Raw genomic sequence first — 17,047 nt, 5'->3', positions numbered from 1 at the left:
CATGAACTGCGAGAATTCTTTGCCGGCCGCCAACACTGATGGCTACCGCCCAACCGCAACACGCTCCTGAGAACCAATACGGCCAAGCCGCGGCGGCAGACCGCAGCGGGCATGGCGGACACGGTCACGACCATCGAGCAACGGCAAAACAGCCGTTCCGAACATCGTTGCTTCGGGACTCATCATTAAAATCCATTTTTTGACCTGCTTTAATGATTAGTCCGCATTGCGCTGGACGACAGGGGATATGAAACTTGGGAGAAGGAGCGAAGCGATTAGAGCACCGAACCGCAAGGAACGTGACAAAACCTCACTGGCCTCCCGGCATTACGCGAACTATACCCAAGGGAAGGAGCCCCCTCCTCTACCGCGGCTACGGAAGCTTCGACGCCGTTGATGCGAAACGCATCACGGACCGGGATGTCGCACACGACATCCACCAATTGTGGTGATACGGGAAGTGACTTCATCGTTCACTCCAGCGCCTGAACCAGGCCGATGGTAATCGGCGCCGCTCCGGGACAAGGAACAAGAGTTCACCAGAGGGCTGAAGGAACTGAAAGGAGGCATTGATGACGAAAGGATGCTCACTTTACTGGGTTTTTGGGCTGACCCTGGTGGTGCCCACCACCGGTCAGGCGGCCGGAATGGATGACGTCACCATGCAGATGGTTGAGGAGGCTGACAGTACGGCGATTCGACGCCAGATCGAACTGCCCGAAATCGATTCCATCAAGACTCGCTTCCGCGAACAGGTAAACATACGAGTCTGGGAACGCGACCTCGACAAGGCGCAGCAGCGGGCGAAGAAAAAGGAGCACGAACAGAAACGCGAAAAGGAGCGGCAGCAGAATCTCCAGGCGACCCTGAAACGCGAACAGTACCTCGAGCACAAAAATGAAGCGGAGGAAGTGGCCGCGGAAATCCGGAAAACGACGAAGGGGGAAGCACGAGAGGTTCGAATCGAGGCCGAAGAGCGTGCCTGGGAGGCCCGCGACGAGGCCGAAGAACGTTCCTGGGAGGCCCGGAATGAGGCCGATGAGCGTGCCCGGGAGACCCGCGAGGAGGCCGACGAGCGTGCCCGGGAGGCCAGGGAGGAGCCCAGGGAGCGTGCCCGGGAGGCCAGGGAACAGGCGGAGGAAGCGCGCGAGGAGGCCAGGGAGCAGGCAGAGGAAGCACGCGAAGAGGCCAGGGAACAGGCAGAGGAAGCGCGCGAGGAGGCCAGGGAGCAGGCAGAGGAAGCACGCGAAGAGGCCAGGGAACAGGCAGAGGAAGCGCGCGACGACGCAAGAGAAGATGACTGACAACGCAAAAGAGTATGCCGAGGAGAGTACCGAAAAGTGAGCCTGTGAAACGTCCGTCAAGGAGCATTCGCGCCATCCTCCTGGGAGCACTGTTGGTGCTTGGCGGAGTGCTGAACGCAGCGCCCCCGGAGGAGCGGTTTGAACGCGGCCTGGCGGCGTTCCGGGCGGGTGATTTTGGGGCGGCCTGCCGGTCCTTCGAAGAGGCCCGTCGGGGCGGCCTCGACACACCGGCACTCGATTACAATCTGGGGGTTTGCCACTACCGGCTGAGCAACTACCGCCAGGCGCGAGAGGCCTTCGAGCGGGTCGCGGTCCACCCGCCCCTGAAGACGCTTGCCCATTACAACCTTGGACTGGTCGCTCTGGACGTGGGTGACCGAAGCGCAGCCGATCGCTGGTTTTCGCTGGTCTCCCGGAACAGCTCCGATCCCAGGCTGCAAACACTGGCAAAATCCCAGCTGGAAAGTCTCCGGAATCCCCCGGCCGACAGCTGGATTGCGGCCGTTTCAGTAGGGAGCGGCTATGATGACAACCTGGTCGATCCCATCGACAAGGCAGGCACCTCGACCAGTGACTGGTTTCTGGAGGCCTACGCCTTTGCGCTCGGCCCGCTGAGAGGAACCATCAAGGATGGTGTAAAGGCGGATGCGACGGTATTCGCAACCCGCTATCAGGACATCTCGGCGTACGATTTGACCTTCTGGCAGGGAGGAGTGGCTGTCGCCAGGCCGCTGACGGGGTGGGATACGGAGGCCGGCGTTCAACTGGAGCAGAGCACCCTGAATGACGACGACTACCTGCGCGGTGTCAGTGCCGTGTTCACCGGAGACAGTGCCCTGGAGGGGCCATGGCAAGTGCGCCTCCGCTACCGACATAACCGATTCGACGCGCTCAGCAGCCGGTACGATCAACTCGAGGGCAGCCGTGACCGGTTGGAGGCCCGGGGAAGACGTCAGATGGATGATCGGCGCCTCACACTGCTTTACCGCTTCGACCGCAATGATCGGAACGACTTGCGGACCTCCACCACGTTCACCAGCTATTCACCCGTCCGGCACACCTTCCGCGGCGGCTACGATGCGCTTGTCGCCCCAAACTGGAATCTGCAGGCCGAGCTTGAGTACCGGACCAGTCGCTATTCGGACGAAAACGTCCTCGCCGACAACAGCACCGTCCGGCGCGAAGAGGATCGCTACAGAGCGGATTTTCGGCTGAGCCGGCGACTCGACAAGACATGGCGCATCGTTAGTCGCTACGAGTTTACGGACAACCAAGCCAATCTGGATCGTTATGACTACACCCGCAACCTCTACGCAGTGAATCTGACTGCCGCCTTCTAATGCGGATCTGGAGGCTGCAGACCCCGGAGGAGTCGATAGTCGATCGACATCCGTTCGGGGGCGAGCGGCCGAAAGTGGCGGTCGGCGAAGGCTGTGTGTGAGGGGTGATCGCGATAGCTGGAAATTACAGCCGGGTGGGTGAAGCGGACAAGCCAGCAGTATTGGAAGCGTGCTTTCCCCACGTCGATGGCCTCTCCGGTTTCGACGGAGCGGACTCCCGGGATTGCCGATAGTACTTTTCGGCCCTCCTCCATCGTGGCATACACGGTGGCTGGGTCGGCCTGCTCCGCGTTATAGGTAATGAGGTGCTCCACCGGCTCCCATGCCGGGCAACGCGAGAGCACCTCGGCGGCGCGCCCTGCGCTGCCCCACAGGTGCATGCAGCGTTCGGTCTCTTCCGAAACGGCCCGTGACACACAGTCGAACAGGTGGGCATATTGGCCGTTGTCCATGACCTTCCGGGCGGCCTGCTCCGCCGCGTCGGCAAGGGCTGTGTAGTAATTGATTTTGGCCACCCCCCGGCGGACAAGATGGCCGAACTGCTCATCATCGAGACCGGTCCCGCCGTGAATCACCAGTGGCATTCGCAGGGTGGTGTTGATTTGTTCCAGCCGGTCGAAATCAAGTTCCGGCTTTCTTCGAAAACGCCCGTGAACGGTGCCGATGGAGACCGCCAGGAAATCCACGCCGGTCGCCTTTACATAGTCCTCGGCGGTGTCGGCATCGGTATAGGCGATGGCACCGGGATGGAGTTCTGCGCTCTCGCCCTCCTCACCGGGCACATAGCCGATCTCGCCCTCCACCGGCACGCCGCAGGCGTGCGCCATCTGAACCACCTCCCGGGTCCGTGTGCGATTGATCGCCAACGGCTCTTCCGAGGCGTCGACCATAACCCCGTTGCAACCGAGCCGGATGGCCTTCACCGCCGATTCCAGACTCGCACCATGGTCCAGGTGAATGGCGACCGGTACCGAAGCACGCTGCGCAGCGGACTCGACCGCCGGCATCAGGACTTCAATGTCGTAGTGTCTGAAGTGGGATTCCGCCAACGAGAGGATGACGGGTGCCCTGCAGCGTTCGGCAGCGTCAATGACCCCCGCAAGGAAACCCAGGTCGATGACATCGACCCCCCCGATCGCGTAACCGTTTTCGTAGGCGTGGCGCAGCATCGCCTTCATTTCCACCAGAGCCACATTGACCTCCTCGCTCGATTTACAGGTGTGCCCGCCGTAGCGTCCACAATGACCACACGGCCGGGATTGAAGTATGGGAGAGGCGATGGTTTAATTCGAGTTAACATATCCAAACCAATCATTAAATAGAGATTTAATCCCTTGCCGATCCGTCATGCCACGCTGCATCAGTTGCGCGTCTTTGACACCCTCGCCCGCCACCGGAGCGTTACCCGCGCCGCAGAGGAGTTGCACCTGAGCCCGTCGGCAATTTCAATTCAGTGTCGCCAGTTGGCCGAATCCGTTGGCCATCCGCTCTATGAACAGGTGGGCAGGGGTCTCCATCTCACCGCAGCCGGCGAGATAGTGAGCCGTTCCTGCCGCGATGTCCTCGATCGTCTGGAGCAGACGGCACTGGAGCTGGCATCGATGCAGGGTCTGGAGTGCGGCAGCCTCCGTCTGGCCATCCTTACTACGGCCAAGTACTTCGGTCCCCGCCTGCTCGGGGAATTCAGCCGCCAGCACCCGGAAATTGAAGTGATGCTGTTCGTGGGAAACCGGCAACAGCTGCTTGAGCGGCTTGCCGCCAATCGGGACGATCTCTATATATTGGGGCGCCCTCCCGAACGGCTGCGGGTGATCGCCGAACCGTTTGCGGAAAACCGCCTGGCACTGGTCGCTTCTGCCGATCACACCCTGGCAGGAGAAACGGACATAGCGCCGGTTCTGTTGAACGGTCTACCTTTCATCCTCCGTGAGGAAGGTTCCGGCACTCGCCGTGCGGCAGAGCGGTTCTTCGACGACCACGGCATCACGCCCCGGACCCGCATGGAACTGGGGAGCAACGAAGCGATAAAGCAGACAGTGGCGGGTGGCCTTGGCGTGGCCGTGCTGTCCGAGTCCACCGTGCAGGCGGAACTGGCTTCGGGGGAATTGGTGCGGCTTGATGTGCGCGGTTTTCCGCTACGTAGCGACTGGTTCGTGGCCCACCTTGCGGGCAAAAAGCTCAGCCCGGCGGCAGTGGCCTTTCGGGAATCGCTTTTTTCGATGACGGACGCCTTGAAAGGAGTGTCCCACGCGTCCGACCCAACGGGGCCGGCAAGCAGAACTGTCTCATGCTGAAGGTCGGGCAGCGGGCGGGATTCGGCATTTTTTTGGCACACTGAATGTGCATCTGTACAATGTGCGGTCGCCTTCAAGCCTGCAGCGTAGCGGCCCCAACAGGCCGCGGATACAGCCAAAGACTTTCCCGGTGCGCCCCAGGCGGGGTAATCTTCCTTTTTTAAACCGCCCCGACGGCTCACCCGCTACAACCGGGATGAACTCCAATCCTCGCTTGAAGGCCTGAAGGCCGATGCCACCTTCCGGCCTCCGATATCGGAGCGAAGAACACGGGCTCAGGAAATTCAGATCCAATTCGGGAGATTGTAATGCAACCACTGGTCGGCCTCATCATGGGGTCGGTGTCGGACTGGGACACCCTGCAACACACAGCCGAGACGCTGGAAAAGCTCGGTGTTCCCCATGAGGTGAAGGTGGTCTCCGCCCACCGCACGCCCGACCTTTTGTTCGAGTACACCAGCGAAGCCGAAACCCGTGGACTGGAAGTGCTCATCGCCGGTGCCGGCGGTGCCGCCCACCTGCCCGGCATGGCCGCCGCAAAGACCGCTCTGCCGGTGCTCGGAGTGCCGGTGCAGTCCAAAGCGTTGAATGGTGTCGACTCCCTGCTTTCGATTGTGCAGATGCCGGCAGGCGTACCCGTCGGAACGCTCGCTATCGGGCGGGCAGGCGCCGTGAACGCGGCACTGCTGGCGGTCGGTATCCTCGGCAACAAGCATCCGCAATTCCGCAAGGCGCTGCATGCCTTCCGGCAGGAGCAGACCGACAGGGTCCTGGAGCGGCCCGATCCCAGGGAGGTCACATGAAGGTTGGTATCATCGGAGGTGGGCAGCTGGCGCGAATGCTGGCGCTTGCCGGTCACCCGCTTGGCATCGAAACCGTCGTGCTCGACCCGGCAGCCGACGCCTGTGCAGGGGCCGTTACGCAACAGTTGCAAGGTGCCTATGATGATCGCGACCAGCTCAAGGCACTGGCGGATGCCGTCGACGTCGTCACCTATGAATTCGAAAACGTGCCCGAACAGGCGGTGCAGTCCCTCGCCGACTTGGCCTCGGTCCATCCCTCTCCGAACGCGCTGGCAACCGGCCGCGACCGCCTGCGCGAGAAGACTCTGCTGAGTACGACCCTGGGCATTCCCACTGCCCCGTTTGCAACCGTTGACTCCCGGGAGGAGCTGGAGAGCGCGACCGCCTCGATCGGGCTGCCGGCCGTCCTCAAGACCCGCACCCTCGGCTACGACGGCAAGGGCCAATACGTGCTGCGTAGCACGGCGGATATCGATACGGCCTGGGCGGAGCTCGGTGGCGTGCCGCTGATCCTCGAAGGCTTTGTCGAATTCGAGCGCGAGGTCTCCATCATTGCCGCTCGCAGCCGCAATGGCGAGATCCGCTGTTATCCGCTGACGGAAAATGTACACATCAGCGGTATTTTACGCTTCTCCCACTGCCGTCCCGGGGATCCACAGCAGGCCGCCGCCGAGGACTACATTGGCCGCCTGCTCGAGAGCCTCGATTATGTCGGGGTGGTGGCCCTGGAGCTGTTTCAGGCCGGTGACCGGCTGCTGGCCAACGAAATGGCGCCGCGCGTCCACAACTCCGGGCACTGGACCATCGAGGGTGCGGAGACCAGCCAGTTCGAAAACCACCTGCGTGCCATCTGCGGCCTGCCGCTCGGTCCCACCACGCCGGTGGGCTATAGCGCCATGTTCAACCTGATCGGTGACCTGCCGGATACCGCCGCCATCCTCGCCATTCCCGGTGCCCACCTCCACGCCTACGGCAAGGCCGCACGCGAAGGTCGCAAGGTTGGGCACATCACGGTGCGGGCAGAGAACACAACCGAACTGAAAAGGCGCATGGAAAAAGTGCGTGATACGCTTTCCACGTAAATAATCAATCCAGGTGGAAAGAGCCAACTTGAGGGCAAATAGCGCAGGGTCAATGGCTGCCTATTTGGGCCACCAGATCCGAAACCGGACACCGCGCGGCTGATTTTCGATCATGTCGATTCGACCGCCATAGCCATGCACGAGCTTTCTGACCAGGGCTAGACCAATTCCGGCGTGCACCCCGCCATCCTTGCCCCCGGTCGATGCAAACATCCGAAATACCCGTTCCCGCTCATCCGGCGGGATCCCCGGACCATTATCCGCGATATCTAGACGCCAGAACTTGTCCTCATCTCGGGCCGATATCCTGACCATGCCGGATTCCGGATGGTCGTGATGGGCCGCCGCATTGATGAGCAAGTTCTGGAAGATCTGCCTCAGATGCAGCGCATTGCCACGCAAAGTGGGCATGGGCGCCCTGATTTCGACCCGAAAATGGGCCGGAAGGGGTAATTCGTCCGACAGCTCCTGCAGCAATGACCCCAGTGGCACCCGGTCGTGCGCTTCGATAATCGTCCCCCCTGCCCTGGAGTAGATGAGCAGTCCTTCGATGAGGTCATCCATACGTTGGACCCGCTCTCGAATCAAACGCATCCGACGTATCAATTCAACGTCCATTGTTTCAGCGCCATCCTCTTCGATTGAGGACACCAGCTGTGAGACGGCCCGCAGTGGCGCCCTGAGATCATGGGAGGCGATATAGGCGAAGTTCTCCAGTTCCGCATTCAGGGTCTGGAGTTGTTCGGTGCGTCTATTGAGCTCATCGGTTCGAAGCTCCACCAACTGATGAACTCGGGCTTCCCGCCCAAGCAGCATTCGCAGGTAAGTCGAAAGGATGGTACCGAAGAGAACGCCGCCGATACCAATGACCAGAAATCCCCATGGCGAAGCTATAAAAACCCCGGGTTGCGATACGGCGATGACACGCCAATCCACTCCAAACAGGTTCACCATGCGGGTGAGCCTGCGGCTATCGGGAAACGGACCTATATTGGGACCCACCGGCCGAAACACGCTTCGGGACTGGTGAAAATAACCCGGTACGTCGGCACTGGCATCGACGATAAACAAGTCCATGGAGATCGGCTCGGAAGGACGAAGAACCGCCTCCAGCAGGAGGTCAACACGATAAATGCCGGAGATGAAGCCAAGGAGTTCACCTCCGCGCTCTCCGAATACCGGCCGAACCACCCGAAAGCGGACCATTCCGTGCGCACGATACCAGGGTGACAGAGAAGAATCCCTTCGTTGCCGGGCCTGCTCCAGTAGGGCTCGCGGCACCGGATCGGTTTGCAGATCGTGATCGGCACCAACAGTGAGCGTATAACTGTAATGGACCGGAAACACTTCCTGGCCCGATGGAGTTTTCTCCTTGGCGAGCCACTGTATTGCCAGCAGTTCCGGCTGCTCCGATAATTCGGCACTCTGTGCCAGCTCTATGAATTCCTGCTCGGAAATTTCTCCACGTTGGAAAGCGAATACGGCCGCCATTCGCCTAAGGGGCCGGAACTCAACCGTTATCCCGCTCTCAAGCCAATGAATCCGCTCCCTGACAGCCAGTTCGAAGTGAGTGGCGTGTTTATCATCGTCCAGCCGATAGAGAGCCGTCGCAACCACCAATCCAAGCAAGACGGTAATAGCGAACACAAGCCACGGCAGCCAGCCTTTTTGTGTAAAAGAACGTCCATCCACCGCATGGAGCCTCTCGACCCATCAGACTTATCAAAGTTAAGCTCAACAACGGAGTGGCGACTGACTGGGGCGTCCGAATAAGTGCCGATGGCATAAATCGCTTAAGCCTACTACCCATGAGCATAGGAGCATACAAGTAATCGGGGGAGATGGAATTATGGCTGAAAGGGAAATTACGGCCAGCTGGGAAAGCTATTCGTTGCCGCGTCTTTTTGCGATGTTCCTGTCGCCACTGGCGCTGCCAAAGCCCCATCCTATCCGCAGCGACATGAATGCAGCCGCTCGCCGTCACGCCATGCGGGCCAACCAGCGCCACGTCCAGGCCCATCTCGGAGCCTACATCGACCGTTCGGCCAGGGGCATCGCCGGTTGCATGATCGCTTATCTGATCAGCCTGCATCTGCTCGGAATCCCGCTGCTGGTGATGGCTGCGGGGTTCATCATGCTGGCGGCCTTTGTGCACGTGGCCGTTCTGATCTTCTGGAAACAGCATCTGGATGACCGTTTCGGGCCGGTAGAGCCGCCGGAGTAACCAAGTGCCTCGCCGAATTCTCCATCGTCACGCGTGTACCGCCCGTCTCTGTAGGATTATTCCTACAACAAAATGAGGAAACGCCTACAGACCGGACAGGAAGGGTGTGCCACTATTTCTGGTGAAGGGAATCGGTGGAGTTTCCGAAGGGAACCGGGGGGTCAAGGACGACACTGTCTCCTCAGACACAATCCGCCAGGGCCGCGCCGGGAAACCGCCGCGGCCTTTTTGTTTTTGGTGCGGAGTGCCGCTCCCGCAGGGGCTTGCCACAGGTCGAACAGGGCACGCGTCCTTGCATCTCCAGTCACGCGGCGCGTGGCTTGTAAAGTACCACCTCACCCTTGTCTACCGCCTCTCGATATTCGTTCAACAACTTCTCCAGCTCGGACTGGCTTGCGTCACTGGGTCGGCTGATGAATTCCGACAGACTCGCCTGCATTGCGCGGCTCCAGAATGTGCGCTGTGTCTCTTCCATGCTTGCTCCTTGGTTTTTATTCAGTGCAATGCGCTGCGGCAGCTGCGGGTAACGTTTCCATGAATCCAGCCCAGATTCTGCTGGCCTGGAACTACTCTACGTCATGTTAGTGTAATGCCTTCGGCCGAACCGGTTCGATGGCGCCGTTCACATTTCGGACCCGAACTTCGTTGCGAACCGTACCCGTTGTGCGGCCCGAATCGACGACGAACTCTTAGCCGTTATTGCGAGCCGCACCCCCTGCTGCACAGGCCCGAATCACTGAAGAACTGATAACCACGGGGTACACGGGGACCACGGGGTAAAAACAAGTTTTTCGGGTTATTTCCTCCCCCGTGCGCCCCGTGTTCCCCGTGGTTCGAAATTCAAAGGGTGAATCATCAAGTTCTTCAGGAGGAGCCTCGGCGACGCGACAATCCCGGGGTTGGCAGTAGAGGTCACTTCGTCGCCGGGGCTCGGCTTTGGCATCCTCGAGAATAGGTTCCAGACATTCTCTACTACCGCCATCCATGGCGGCATGCGTCGCTCTACCACCTACATCCATGTAGGCGTCCTCGTAATCACAGCAGGGGAAGGCAAGTTCATCAGGAGACGCCTTGCTTCGCAAGATGATCCTACGGCAGACGTCCATAAAGATACGACAAGTGATGCAGTTTTTCCGGGATTCCTTCGGGAATCATGTCCCAACCGAAGCGCCACTGCCAATTGTCGGCGGTGGTTCCCGGGATATTCATCCGATGCTCGCTACCAAGGGCCAGGGCGTCCTGCAACGGAATCACCGCCAGTTGCGCCACCGATGCATAAGCACTTCGGATCAATGGCCAGGGCATCGATTCAGCGGGATTACCGAGATAGTCCAGAACCTGGGCGCTGATCGCGTTCGGAAGGCCGTCGAACCATCCCACCGTGGTGTCGTTGTCGTGAGTCCCGGTATAGACCACACTGTTGACTTCCTGATTGTGCGGCAGGTATGGGTTGTCGGGACCGCTGTCGAAAGCGAACTGCAGGATTTTCATGCCCGGCAGGGCATACTTGTCCCGCAACTCCAGCACTTCGGGGGTAATCGTTCCCAGGTCCTCGGCCACCACCGGCAGCGGGTCGAAACGCTTTCGCAGCGCCGTGAAGAGCTGATCGCCGGGCGCTTCAACCCAGCGGCCGTTCATTGCCGTCTCCTCATGAGCCGGAACTTCCCAGGAGGCCTGGAAACCCCGGAAGTGGTCGATACGCACCAGATCGAACAGAGCCAGTTGCGACTCCATCCGGTGCACCCACCACTCGAAGCCATTGGCTTCCAGCCACTCCCAATCGTAGTGCGGGTTGCCCCAGCGCTGACCGGTCTCGGAAAAATAGTCGGGAGGAACCCCGGCGACCACGGTGGGATGACCTTCATCATCGAGTAGAAAGCATTCACGGCAAGACCAGACGTCCGCACTGTCGTGGGCGACAAAGATGGGCATGTCGCCGAAGATGCCGATGCGATTCTGGTTGGCATAGGCCTTCAGGTTCCACCATTGGCGGAAGAATACATACTGTTCGAAGTGAATCAGGTCGAGCTCGTCTGCCTGCGCCTCCCCGAGTTCCTGCAGCACCGTCTCGTCCCGATCACGCAGTGCGGCAGGCCAGTCGGTCCAGCCCTTGTCCTGCTGCATCTCCTTGATGACCCGAAACAGCGCAAAATCGGTCAGCCAGTCGGCGTTGGCCTTGAGGAACCGGGAAAAATCAGCGTGGTCTTCCTCCTCGCCCCGGGTACGGAAGCCGTCGCGCGCTTCTCGGATCAGACGCCGCTTGGCTTCGGTATCGAAGCCCTCAATGCGATGGTCATCGAGCCATCCCCATTCCACCAGCTTCTCGATACTGATGAGATCGGGATTGCCAGCATGCACCGAAAGGGCCTGGTAGGGCGATCGATCGCTGTGAGTCGGGCCGATGGGCAATATCTGCCAGACGCGTTGGCCGGCGGCGGCAAGGAATTCGACAAACCGAAAGGCCTCCGGTCCGAGATCGCCCGTTTCCCAACGCCCCGGCAGCGATGTCGGTTGTAGTAATATTCCCGCGCTCCGCTCCTGGAGCGGGCTGTGGGCTACAGGTTCGGTCATCGCTCAGTGTGCCTCCTTGCCACGACGCATAACGCCTCCCGTTGCCGGGGCGCCTCCTCCTCCATGAGAAATAATGTGAGCCAACTCTTCGGGTGGCTCGGCTCCAATCAGGCGATACAATTCGCACAACTGTAGCCGATAGAGCCGTTCGAAATCGCGTACCGAATCGGACGGGTTGTAGTCGCCAAACCACCAGAACCAGTCGGAACCTTCGCAAATCGCCAACTGCTGTTCGGCTTTGGCCAGCCGCTCTCCCTTGAGCTTTTTCTCAGCCACAGCCGTGTCGAAAGCCTCCTTGGCATGGCCGAGCAGGTCCCAGCCCCGATTCTTGTCCGTATCGCCGATCCAGGTGGAAAAGGTACCGTAGACCCAGCTGCCCGCCACCAGATGTGGCAATTGAGTCGGTTCTATTCCCTTTTCGAGGGTTTCGGCAAACGTGGTCAATTCGAGGTCGGGATGTTCCGCAAGCGAGCGATACAGCGTTGCCAGAAAAGGGTAGCCGTTATTCGCGTAATGTTCCCAGGCATTTTCGCCGTCAAGGATGATGGACACGACGCGGTTGGGTTCGTGGGCACAGGCGTCTGCGATGTTCTCCAGATGATGGATCAGATCGCCGACGGCATCGTCGGCACGCCAGTCGGCGTAGGTGAATCCGATCAGGTCCGAAAGGCCATCATCCCGGAAAAAGCAGTGTCCTTCGGTACCTTCGAGCCGATAGGGCCGGTGAATGCAGTCCACCTCGATTCCGCCGTTCCCGAGGCTGTTGCGCAGAACACTTTCACCGGTGGCTACCCAGGAGAATCCCGCTGCATCGAGTGCTCTCACGGTTGCATCACTGATGCCACCTTCCGAAGGCCAGCAGCCCACCGGGCGGAAACCGAAATGGCGTTCAAAGACGCGCAGCCCCTCGTCGATATGCCACTTCACCCGCTCCTCTCCCCCCGGATAAACGGACATTTCCGGCATCGGTGCTTCAGGCTGCGTCTCGCGCGCAGTGTCGATCTCCAGCAGCAGGGGAATAATCGGGTGGGCGTAGGGGGTCACCGACAACTCCACCTTGTTCGACTCGGCCAGGCGGCGATAGCGCTCCAACACTCCCGAGAGCAGTCCGGAAATCACTTCCAGCAGCTCGCGCCGCTGGTGCAGCGAGAACTCCCGTCCATGATCCATGAGCTTGCGGACACGATCATCGCCACGGCGCACCGTTTCCCCCATCCACGCGAGGTGATACCAGGTCACCAGGTCGGCAAAGTACTGCTCTTCCAGATAGGTGGTCAAGTGGGGCTCTGCCAACATGTGCCGGGCCAGTTGAGCCAATTCTTGGAAGGGTTCGAAGCGCTGAATGAGACGGCTCTCGTTGGCCCTCAAGCAGCTGCGAATGAGTTCGACACGCTCCTCGACACTGCTTGGAAAGGCGGGGCTGACCAGGGTGGCCAGCAACGGGTCCCGGATCGGGCTTTCCGTATCGAGATACGCCCGCACCTGTTCGGCATAGTCGTCGATTTGCTCAAGGAGCGTCGGGGCAAAGTTGACCACCGCCCGTGCCCCCGGGATCTCCTCGAGGATCGCCGCCATATCGACGTAATCCTTGGTGGCATGCAGATAGGTCCACGGCAGCCGGTATTCACCGTTTTCACGGTCAAAGTAATGGGGCTGGTGCATATGCCAGCACAGCACGACCTTCAGGGGCGACTTATCGGACATGGTGGAGTGACTGTCCGAGCATTTCGGGGCAGACCAGTACGATGCCGCCTTCGCTTACGTGAAAACGCTTGGCGTCCTCTACCGGGTCCTCGCCGATCACCATTCCCTCCGGGATGACCACCCCCTTGTCGATCACCGCACGACGGATTCTGGCGCGCCTGCCAATGGTGACATCCGGCAGCACCACCGAATCATCCACTCGGGCATGGGAATTGACATAGACATTCGAGAACAGCAGTGAGTGGTGGACCTGTGCTCCCGAGATGATGCAGCCACCGGAAACCATCGAGTCCACGGCCATGCCCCGGCGATCCGGGTCGTCAAAAATGAACTTGGCCGGAGGCAGCTGGGCCTGGTAGGTCCAGATGGGCCACTCGGTGTTATAGAGATTCAATTCGGGGGTGACGCCGATCAGCTCCATATTGGCCGCCCAGTAAGCGTCGATGGTCCCCACATCCCGCCAGTAGGCCTGTTTCCCGGTCTCCGGATCCCGAAACGGATAGGCGTAAACCTTGCAATGATTAATGATATTGGGAATGACATCCTTGCCAAAATCCCGGGAAGATTCCGGGTTATCGGCATCGCTAATCAGTTGTTCATAGAGGAATTCACGATTGAAGACATAGATTCCCATGGAGGCCAATGCCTCATTTTTACGCCCGGGGATGGAGTCCGGATCGGCCGGCTTCTCCCGGAAGCTGGTGACTTTCCAGTCATCATCGATCCCCATCACACCAAACGAACGTGCGGTCTCGACGGGAACCTCGAAGCAACCGATGGTCACATCGGCACCCTGTTCCACGTGATAGGCAAGCATGGGGCCGTAGTCCATCTGGTAAATGTGGTCGCCGGCCAATACCAGCACATACTCCGGCTGGTGGAGCCGAATGATGTCCAGGTTCTGGTACAGTGCATCAGCGGTGCCCGCATACCAGCCCGCATCGATGCGCTGTTGCGCCGGCAGAATCTCTATGAACTCTCCCATTTCGCCCCGGAAGAAGTTCCAGCCGTGCTGCAGGTGGCGAATCAGCGAGTGAGACTTGTACTGCGTCAGCACTCCCATACGACGAATGCCGGAATTGACACAGTTGGACAGCGGGAAGTCGATTATCCGAAATTTGCCCCCGAACGGAACCGAAGGCTTGGAGCGCCAGCGCGTCAACCCTTTGAGACGCGTGCCACTGCCACCCGCAAGGATTAGTGCCAGGGTATCGCGGGTGATACGGCTGACAAACCGCGGTGTCATCTTCACGGGCATTCGAAATATTCCCCTTTTGTTGTTATCGAATTCACTCCGGTTTAGAGCCTCTGCCCATTCCGGTATGCTTGAGCCTGCTTTTTCTTTGCCTAACCGCGTGACGGGAGCCAAGGCTTGACCAGCTTAACATCGCTTAATGAAGCACATGTGAAGAACCTGTCCGAGGGAGAACAAAAAATCCTCGAGGCACGGCATCATGATCCTTTTGAGGTCCTGGGGCGCCACCCGGACGGCGACGGCATTGTGATTCGGGCTTTCCTGCCGGGTACGGCAGAAGCTGCCATAGAGAGCCGTGATCGGCCATTGCCGATGGATCGTATCCCTAATACCGACCTTTTTGAATGGCGTGGCAAACCCGACGCGGTTCCCGAACGTTATGCATTGGTCCTGACCGATCACCACGGTCGCACTCGGATACGGCACGATCCCTATGCCTTCCCTCCCCGCCTGACCGATTTTGACTTGCACTTGTTCGGCGAGGGGCAGCACCGTCACCCCTATCGTTTTCTCGGTGCCCGGGTAGTAAGTGTAGACGGTATTCGTGGTGTTCTCTTCGGCGTATGGGCTCCAAATGCCGACCGGGTGAGTGTAGTCGGAGATTTCAACCAGTGGGATGGACGCGCACACCCCATGCGATCGCGTGGCGGCTGCGGTGTATGGGAGCTGTTTGTTCCCGAACTGGAAGCCGGCATGCTCTACAAGTTCGAGCTTCGGGATCGCAACGGCGGCATCCACCTCAAGACCGACCCCTATGGCCGCCGCTTCGAATTACGCCCCTCGACAGCCGCCATTGTGGAGGGTCCGGACGACTTCCGCTGGAAGGATGAAGCCTGGATGGCGGAGCGTGCCAGCCGTGACTGGCAACACGCTCCCCTATCCATCTACGAGGTCCACCCGGGCTCCTGGCAGCGCCAGGAGGATGGCCGGTTTCTGAACTACCGGGACTTGGCCCACCGACTGGTCCCCTACGTGCTTGAAAACGGTTTCACCCATATCGAACTACTACCGGTCACCGAACATCCGTTCGATGGCTCCTGGGGCTATCAGGCCACCGGCTATTTCGCCCCTACCAGCCGCTTCGGCACCCCCGATGATTTTCGCTACTTCGTCAATCTCTGCCACGAGAGCGGTATCGGGGTAATCCTTGACTGGGTTCCGGCCCACTTTCCCAAGGATGATCATGCCCTGGCAAATTTTGACGGCACGCCCCTCTACGAGCATGCCGACCCGCGCCGGGGTGAGCACCAGGACTGGGGTACCTACATCTTCAACTTCGGTCGTAAAGAGGTTAAGGCCTTTCTCATTGCGAGCGCACTCTACTGGCTCGAGGAGCTGCACCTCGACGGTCTGCGCGTGGATGCCGTTGCCTCGATGCTCTACCTCGACTATTCCCGCGAGCCTGGAGAGTGGCTCCCCAACGTCCATGGGGGACGGGAACACCTGGAGGCTGTCGAATTCCTGAAAGAGCTGAATACGGTGGTGTACCAGCAGGCCCCCGGTGTGCTCACCATGGCGGAAGAATCCACCGCCTGGCCGGGTGTATCACGCCCGGTGAGCGAGGGCGGCCTCGGCTTTTCGCTGAAGTGGAATATGGGCTGGATGAACGACACCCTCTCCTACATGCACAAGGATCCCGTCCACCGCCGCTGGCACCATGACCAACTCACCTTCGGGCTCATGTATGCCTTCAGCGAAAATTTCATGCTCCCCTTCTCTCATGACGAAGTGGTGCACATGAAGCGCTCCATGCTCGAAAAGATGCCGGGCGATGAATGGCAGCGCTTTGCCAACCTGCGACTGCTCTATACCTACCTATTTACCATGCCGGGTAAAAAGCTGCTGTTCATGGGCAACGAGTTCGCGCAGGGCCGGGAGTGGAATTTCGAAGGGCCGCTCGACTGGCATTTGCTGGAACATGAAAACCACAACGGTGTAAGGTCGCTGGTTGCCGACCTCAACCACCTTTATCGGGATTCTCCGGCGCTGCATGCCCACGACTTCGAGCCGGAGGGATTTCAGTGGCTGGACTGCGATGACGCAGACTCCTCACGACTGGTTTTCACCCGCCGCGGTGGTGGCCAAGAGTGGGTGGTGGCGCTCAACTTTACGCCCGTGCTGCATAGCGGCTATCGCCTGGGGGTCCCGGTCTCCGGGCAATGGGAGATCATCTTCAATTCCGATTCCCGGTTCTACGGCGGCAGCAACGCCGGCCCTTCCGGCCCCATCACCAGCAGGCCTGTGCCCGCCATGGGCAAAGAGCACTCCATCGAGATTGCTCTTCCACCGCTGGCCGGTGTAATCCTGAGGAAAGTCCCTGAAGAGCCGCCCCCGGCGCGCTAAATCCTTGATGAACATCGCCGCGGGGGCGCGGTCGTCTACCAGTTCTGTGCCTCCGCTGGACCGGTAGGAGGGCCGCCCTCGGCGCGATGCCCTTCGTGACGAACATCGCCGCGGGGGCGCGCCTCCT

At 59.9% G+C, this 17,047-nt stretch carries 13 protein-coding genes; 7 read left to right on the top strand and 6 right to left on the bottom strand.

Annotation, left to right across the window (positions count from 1 at the left end):
* Nucleotides 1-572 precede the first annotated feature (572 nt).
* Together BLP65_RS05460 and BLP65_RS05455 are read left to right on the top strand one after the other, a co-directional pair.
* Nucleotides 573-1,304, top strand: coding sequence for a hypothetical protein (locus tag BLP65_RS05460; protein WP_092993662.1), 732 nt, complete (start codon nt 573-575; stop codon nt 1,302-1,304).
* A 44-nt stretch (nt 1,305-1,348) separates the two neighbouring features.
* A complete protein-coding gene (locus BLP65_RS05455) occupies nt 1,349-2,644 on the top strand; it encodes a tetratricopeptide repeat protein (protein ID WP_175452454.1) in 1,296 nt (431 codons plus the stop codon).
* Here the strand turns inward: BLP65_RS05455 and BLP65_RS05450 are convergent.
* Nucleotides 2,641-3,837: a class II fructose-bisphosphate aldolase gene (locus BLP65_RS05450; RefSeq protein ID WP_092993656.1), complete on the bottom strand. Its 1,197-nt coding sequence runs from the start codon at nt 3,835-3,837 to the stop codon at nt 2,641-2,643. The genes BLP65_RS05455 and BLP65_RS05450 overlap by 4 nt on opposite strands.
* 141 nt (nt 3,838-3,978) lie before the next feature.
* On the opposite strand from BLP65_RS05450, the gene BLP65_RS05445 reads away from it, so the two are divergent.
* The 3 genes from BLP65_RS05445 (at nt 3,979) to BLP65_RS05435 (ending at nt 6,823) form a co-directional block, all read left to right on the top strand.
* Entirely contained in the window at nt 3,979-4,938 is a 960-nt protein-coding gene (locus tag BLP65_RS05445; RefSeq protein ID WP_092993653.1) for a LysR family transcriptional regulator, read from the top strand.
* 308 nt (nt 4,939-5,246) lie between these two features.
* Nucleotides 5,247-5,741: a 5-(carboxyamino)imidazole ribonucleotide mutase gene (purE, locus tag BLP65_RS05440; RefSeq protein ID WP_092993651.1), complete on the top strand. Its 495-nt coding sequence runs from the start codon at nt 5,247-5,249 to the stop codon at nt 5,739-5,741.
* Complete coding sequence (locus BLP65_RS05435; RefSeq protein ID WP_092993648.1) at nt 5,738-6,823, top strand: 5-(carboxyamino)imidazole ribonucleotide synthase; 1,086 nt, start codon at nt 5,738-5,740, stop codon at nt 6,821-6,823. Before purE ends, BLP65_RS05435 begins: the two co-directional genes overlap by 4 nt.
* A gap of 60 nt (nt 6,824-6,883) precedes the next feature.
* On the opposite strand, the gene BLP65_RS05430 is transcribed toward BLP65_RS05435, so the two are convergent.
* Nucleotides 6,884-8,470, bottom strand: a complete 1,587-nt coding sequence (locus BLP65_RS05430) for a sensor histidine kinase (RefSeq protein WP_139181426.1) — start codon at nt 8,468-8,470, stop codon at nt 6,884-6,886.
* 202 nt (nt 8,471-8,672) lie between these two features.
* Here BLP65_RS05430 and BLP65_RS05425 point away from each other — a divergent pair, with 202 nt between their 5' ends.
* The gene (locus BLP65_RS05425; RefSeq protein ID WP_092993642.1) at nt 8,673-9,047 is read left to right on the top strand and encodes a hypothetical protein; all 375 of its coding nucleotides are present in this window, start codon (nt 8,673-8,675) and stop codon (nt 9,045-9,047) included.
* A 304-nt stretch (nt 9,048-9,351) separates the two neighbouring features.
* Here BLP65_RS05425 and BLP65_RS16855 read toward each other — a convergent pair whose 3' ends face one another.
* The 4 genes from BLP65_RS16855 to glgC form a co-directional block, all read right to left on the bottom strand.
* Nucleotides 9,352-9,522 carry a hypothetical protein gene (locus BLP65_RS16855; RefSeq protein WP_175452453.1) on the bottom strand — a complete coding sequence of 57 codons (171 nt, stop codon included), beginning with the start codon at nt 9,520-9,522 and terminating at the stop codon, nt 9,352-9,354.
* A 614-nt stretch (nt 9,523-10,136) separates the two neighbouring features.
* Nucleotides 10,137-11,618, bottom strand: coding sequence for a 4-alpha-glucanotransferase (gene malQ / locus BLP65_RS05420; RefSeq protein ID WP_092993639.1), 1,482 nt, complete (start codon nt 11,616-11,618; stop codon nt 10,137-10,139).
* A gap of 3 nt (nt 11,619-11,621) precedes the next feature.
* Complete coding sequence (locus BLP65_RS05415; protein ID WP_092993636.1) at nt 11,622-13,322, bottom strand: glycoside hydrolase family 57 protein; 1,701 nt, start codon at nt 13,320-13,322, stop codon at nt 11,622-11,624.
* Nucleotides 13,312-14,580 carry a glucose-1-phosphate adenylyltransferase gene (glgC, locus tag BLP65_RS05410; RefSeq protein WP_092993633.1) on the bottom strand — a complete coding sequence of 423 codons (1,269 nt, stop codon included), beginning with the start codon at nt 14,578-14,580 and terminating at the stop codon, nt 13,312-13,314. The genes BLP65_RS05415 and glgC overlap by 11 nt, the downstream gene beginning before the upstream one ends.
* 147 nt (nt 14,581-14,727) lie before the next feature.
* Between glgC and glgB the strand changes: the two genes are divergently transcribed.
* On the top strand, nt 14,728-16,920 hold the full coding sequence (gene glgB / locus BLP65_RS05405; RefSeq protein WP_092993630.1) for a 1,4-alpha-glucan branching protein GlgB: 2,193 nt from the start codon (nt 14,728-14,730) through the stop codon (nt 16,918-16,920).
* The last annotated feature ends 127 nt before the right edge of the window (nt 16,921-17,047 follow it).

This window comes from Thiohalomonas denitrificans (assembly GCF_900102855.1).
GTDB lineage: Bacteria > Pseudomonadota > Gammaproteobacteria > Thiohalomonadales > Thiohalomonadaceae > Thiohalomonas > Thiohalomonas denitrificans.
This window is presented reverse-complemented; position numbering and strand designations above follow the sequence as displayed.

Coding starts and splice junctions, on each gene's coding strand:
- BLP65_RS05460 (WP_092993662.1), top strand. CDS start 573: ATGACGAAAGGATGCTCACTTTACTGGGTTTTTGGGCTGACCCTGGTG.
- purE (WP_092993651.1), top strand. CDS start 5,247: ATGCAACCACTGGTCGGCCTCATCATGGGGTCGGTGTCGGACTGGGAC.
- BLP65_RS05435 (WP_092993648.1), top strand. CDS start 5,738: ATGAAGGTTGGTATCATCGGAGGTGGGCAGCTGGCGCGAATGCTGGCG.
- BLP65_RS05425 (WP_092993642.1), top strand. CDS start 8,673: ATGGCTGAAAGGGAAATTACGGCCAGCTGGGAAAGCTATTCGTTGCCG.
- BLP65_RS16855 (WP_175452453.1), bottom strand. CDS start 9,522: ATGGAAGAGACACAGCGCACATTCTGGAGCCGCGCAATGCAGGCGAGT.
- malQ (WP_092993639.1), bottom strand. CDS start 11,618: ATGACCGAACCTGTAGCCCACAGCCCGCTCCAGGAGCGGAGCGCGGGA.
- BLP65_RS05415 (WP_092993636.1), bottom strand. CDS start 13,322: ATGTCCGATAAGTCGCCCCTGAAGGTCGTGCTGTGCTGGCATATGCAC.
- glgC (WP_092993633.1), bottom strand. CDS start 14,580: ATGCCCGTGAAGATGACACCGCGGTTTGTCAGCCGTATCACCCGCGAT.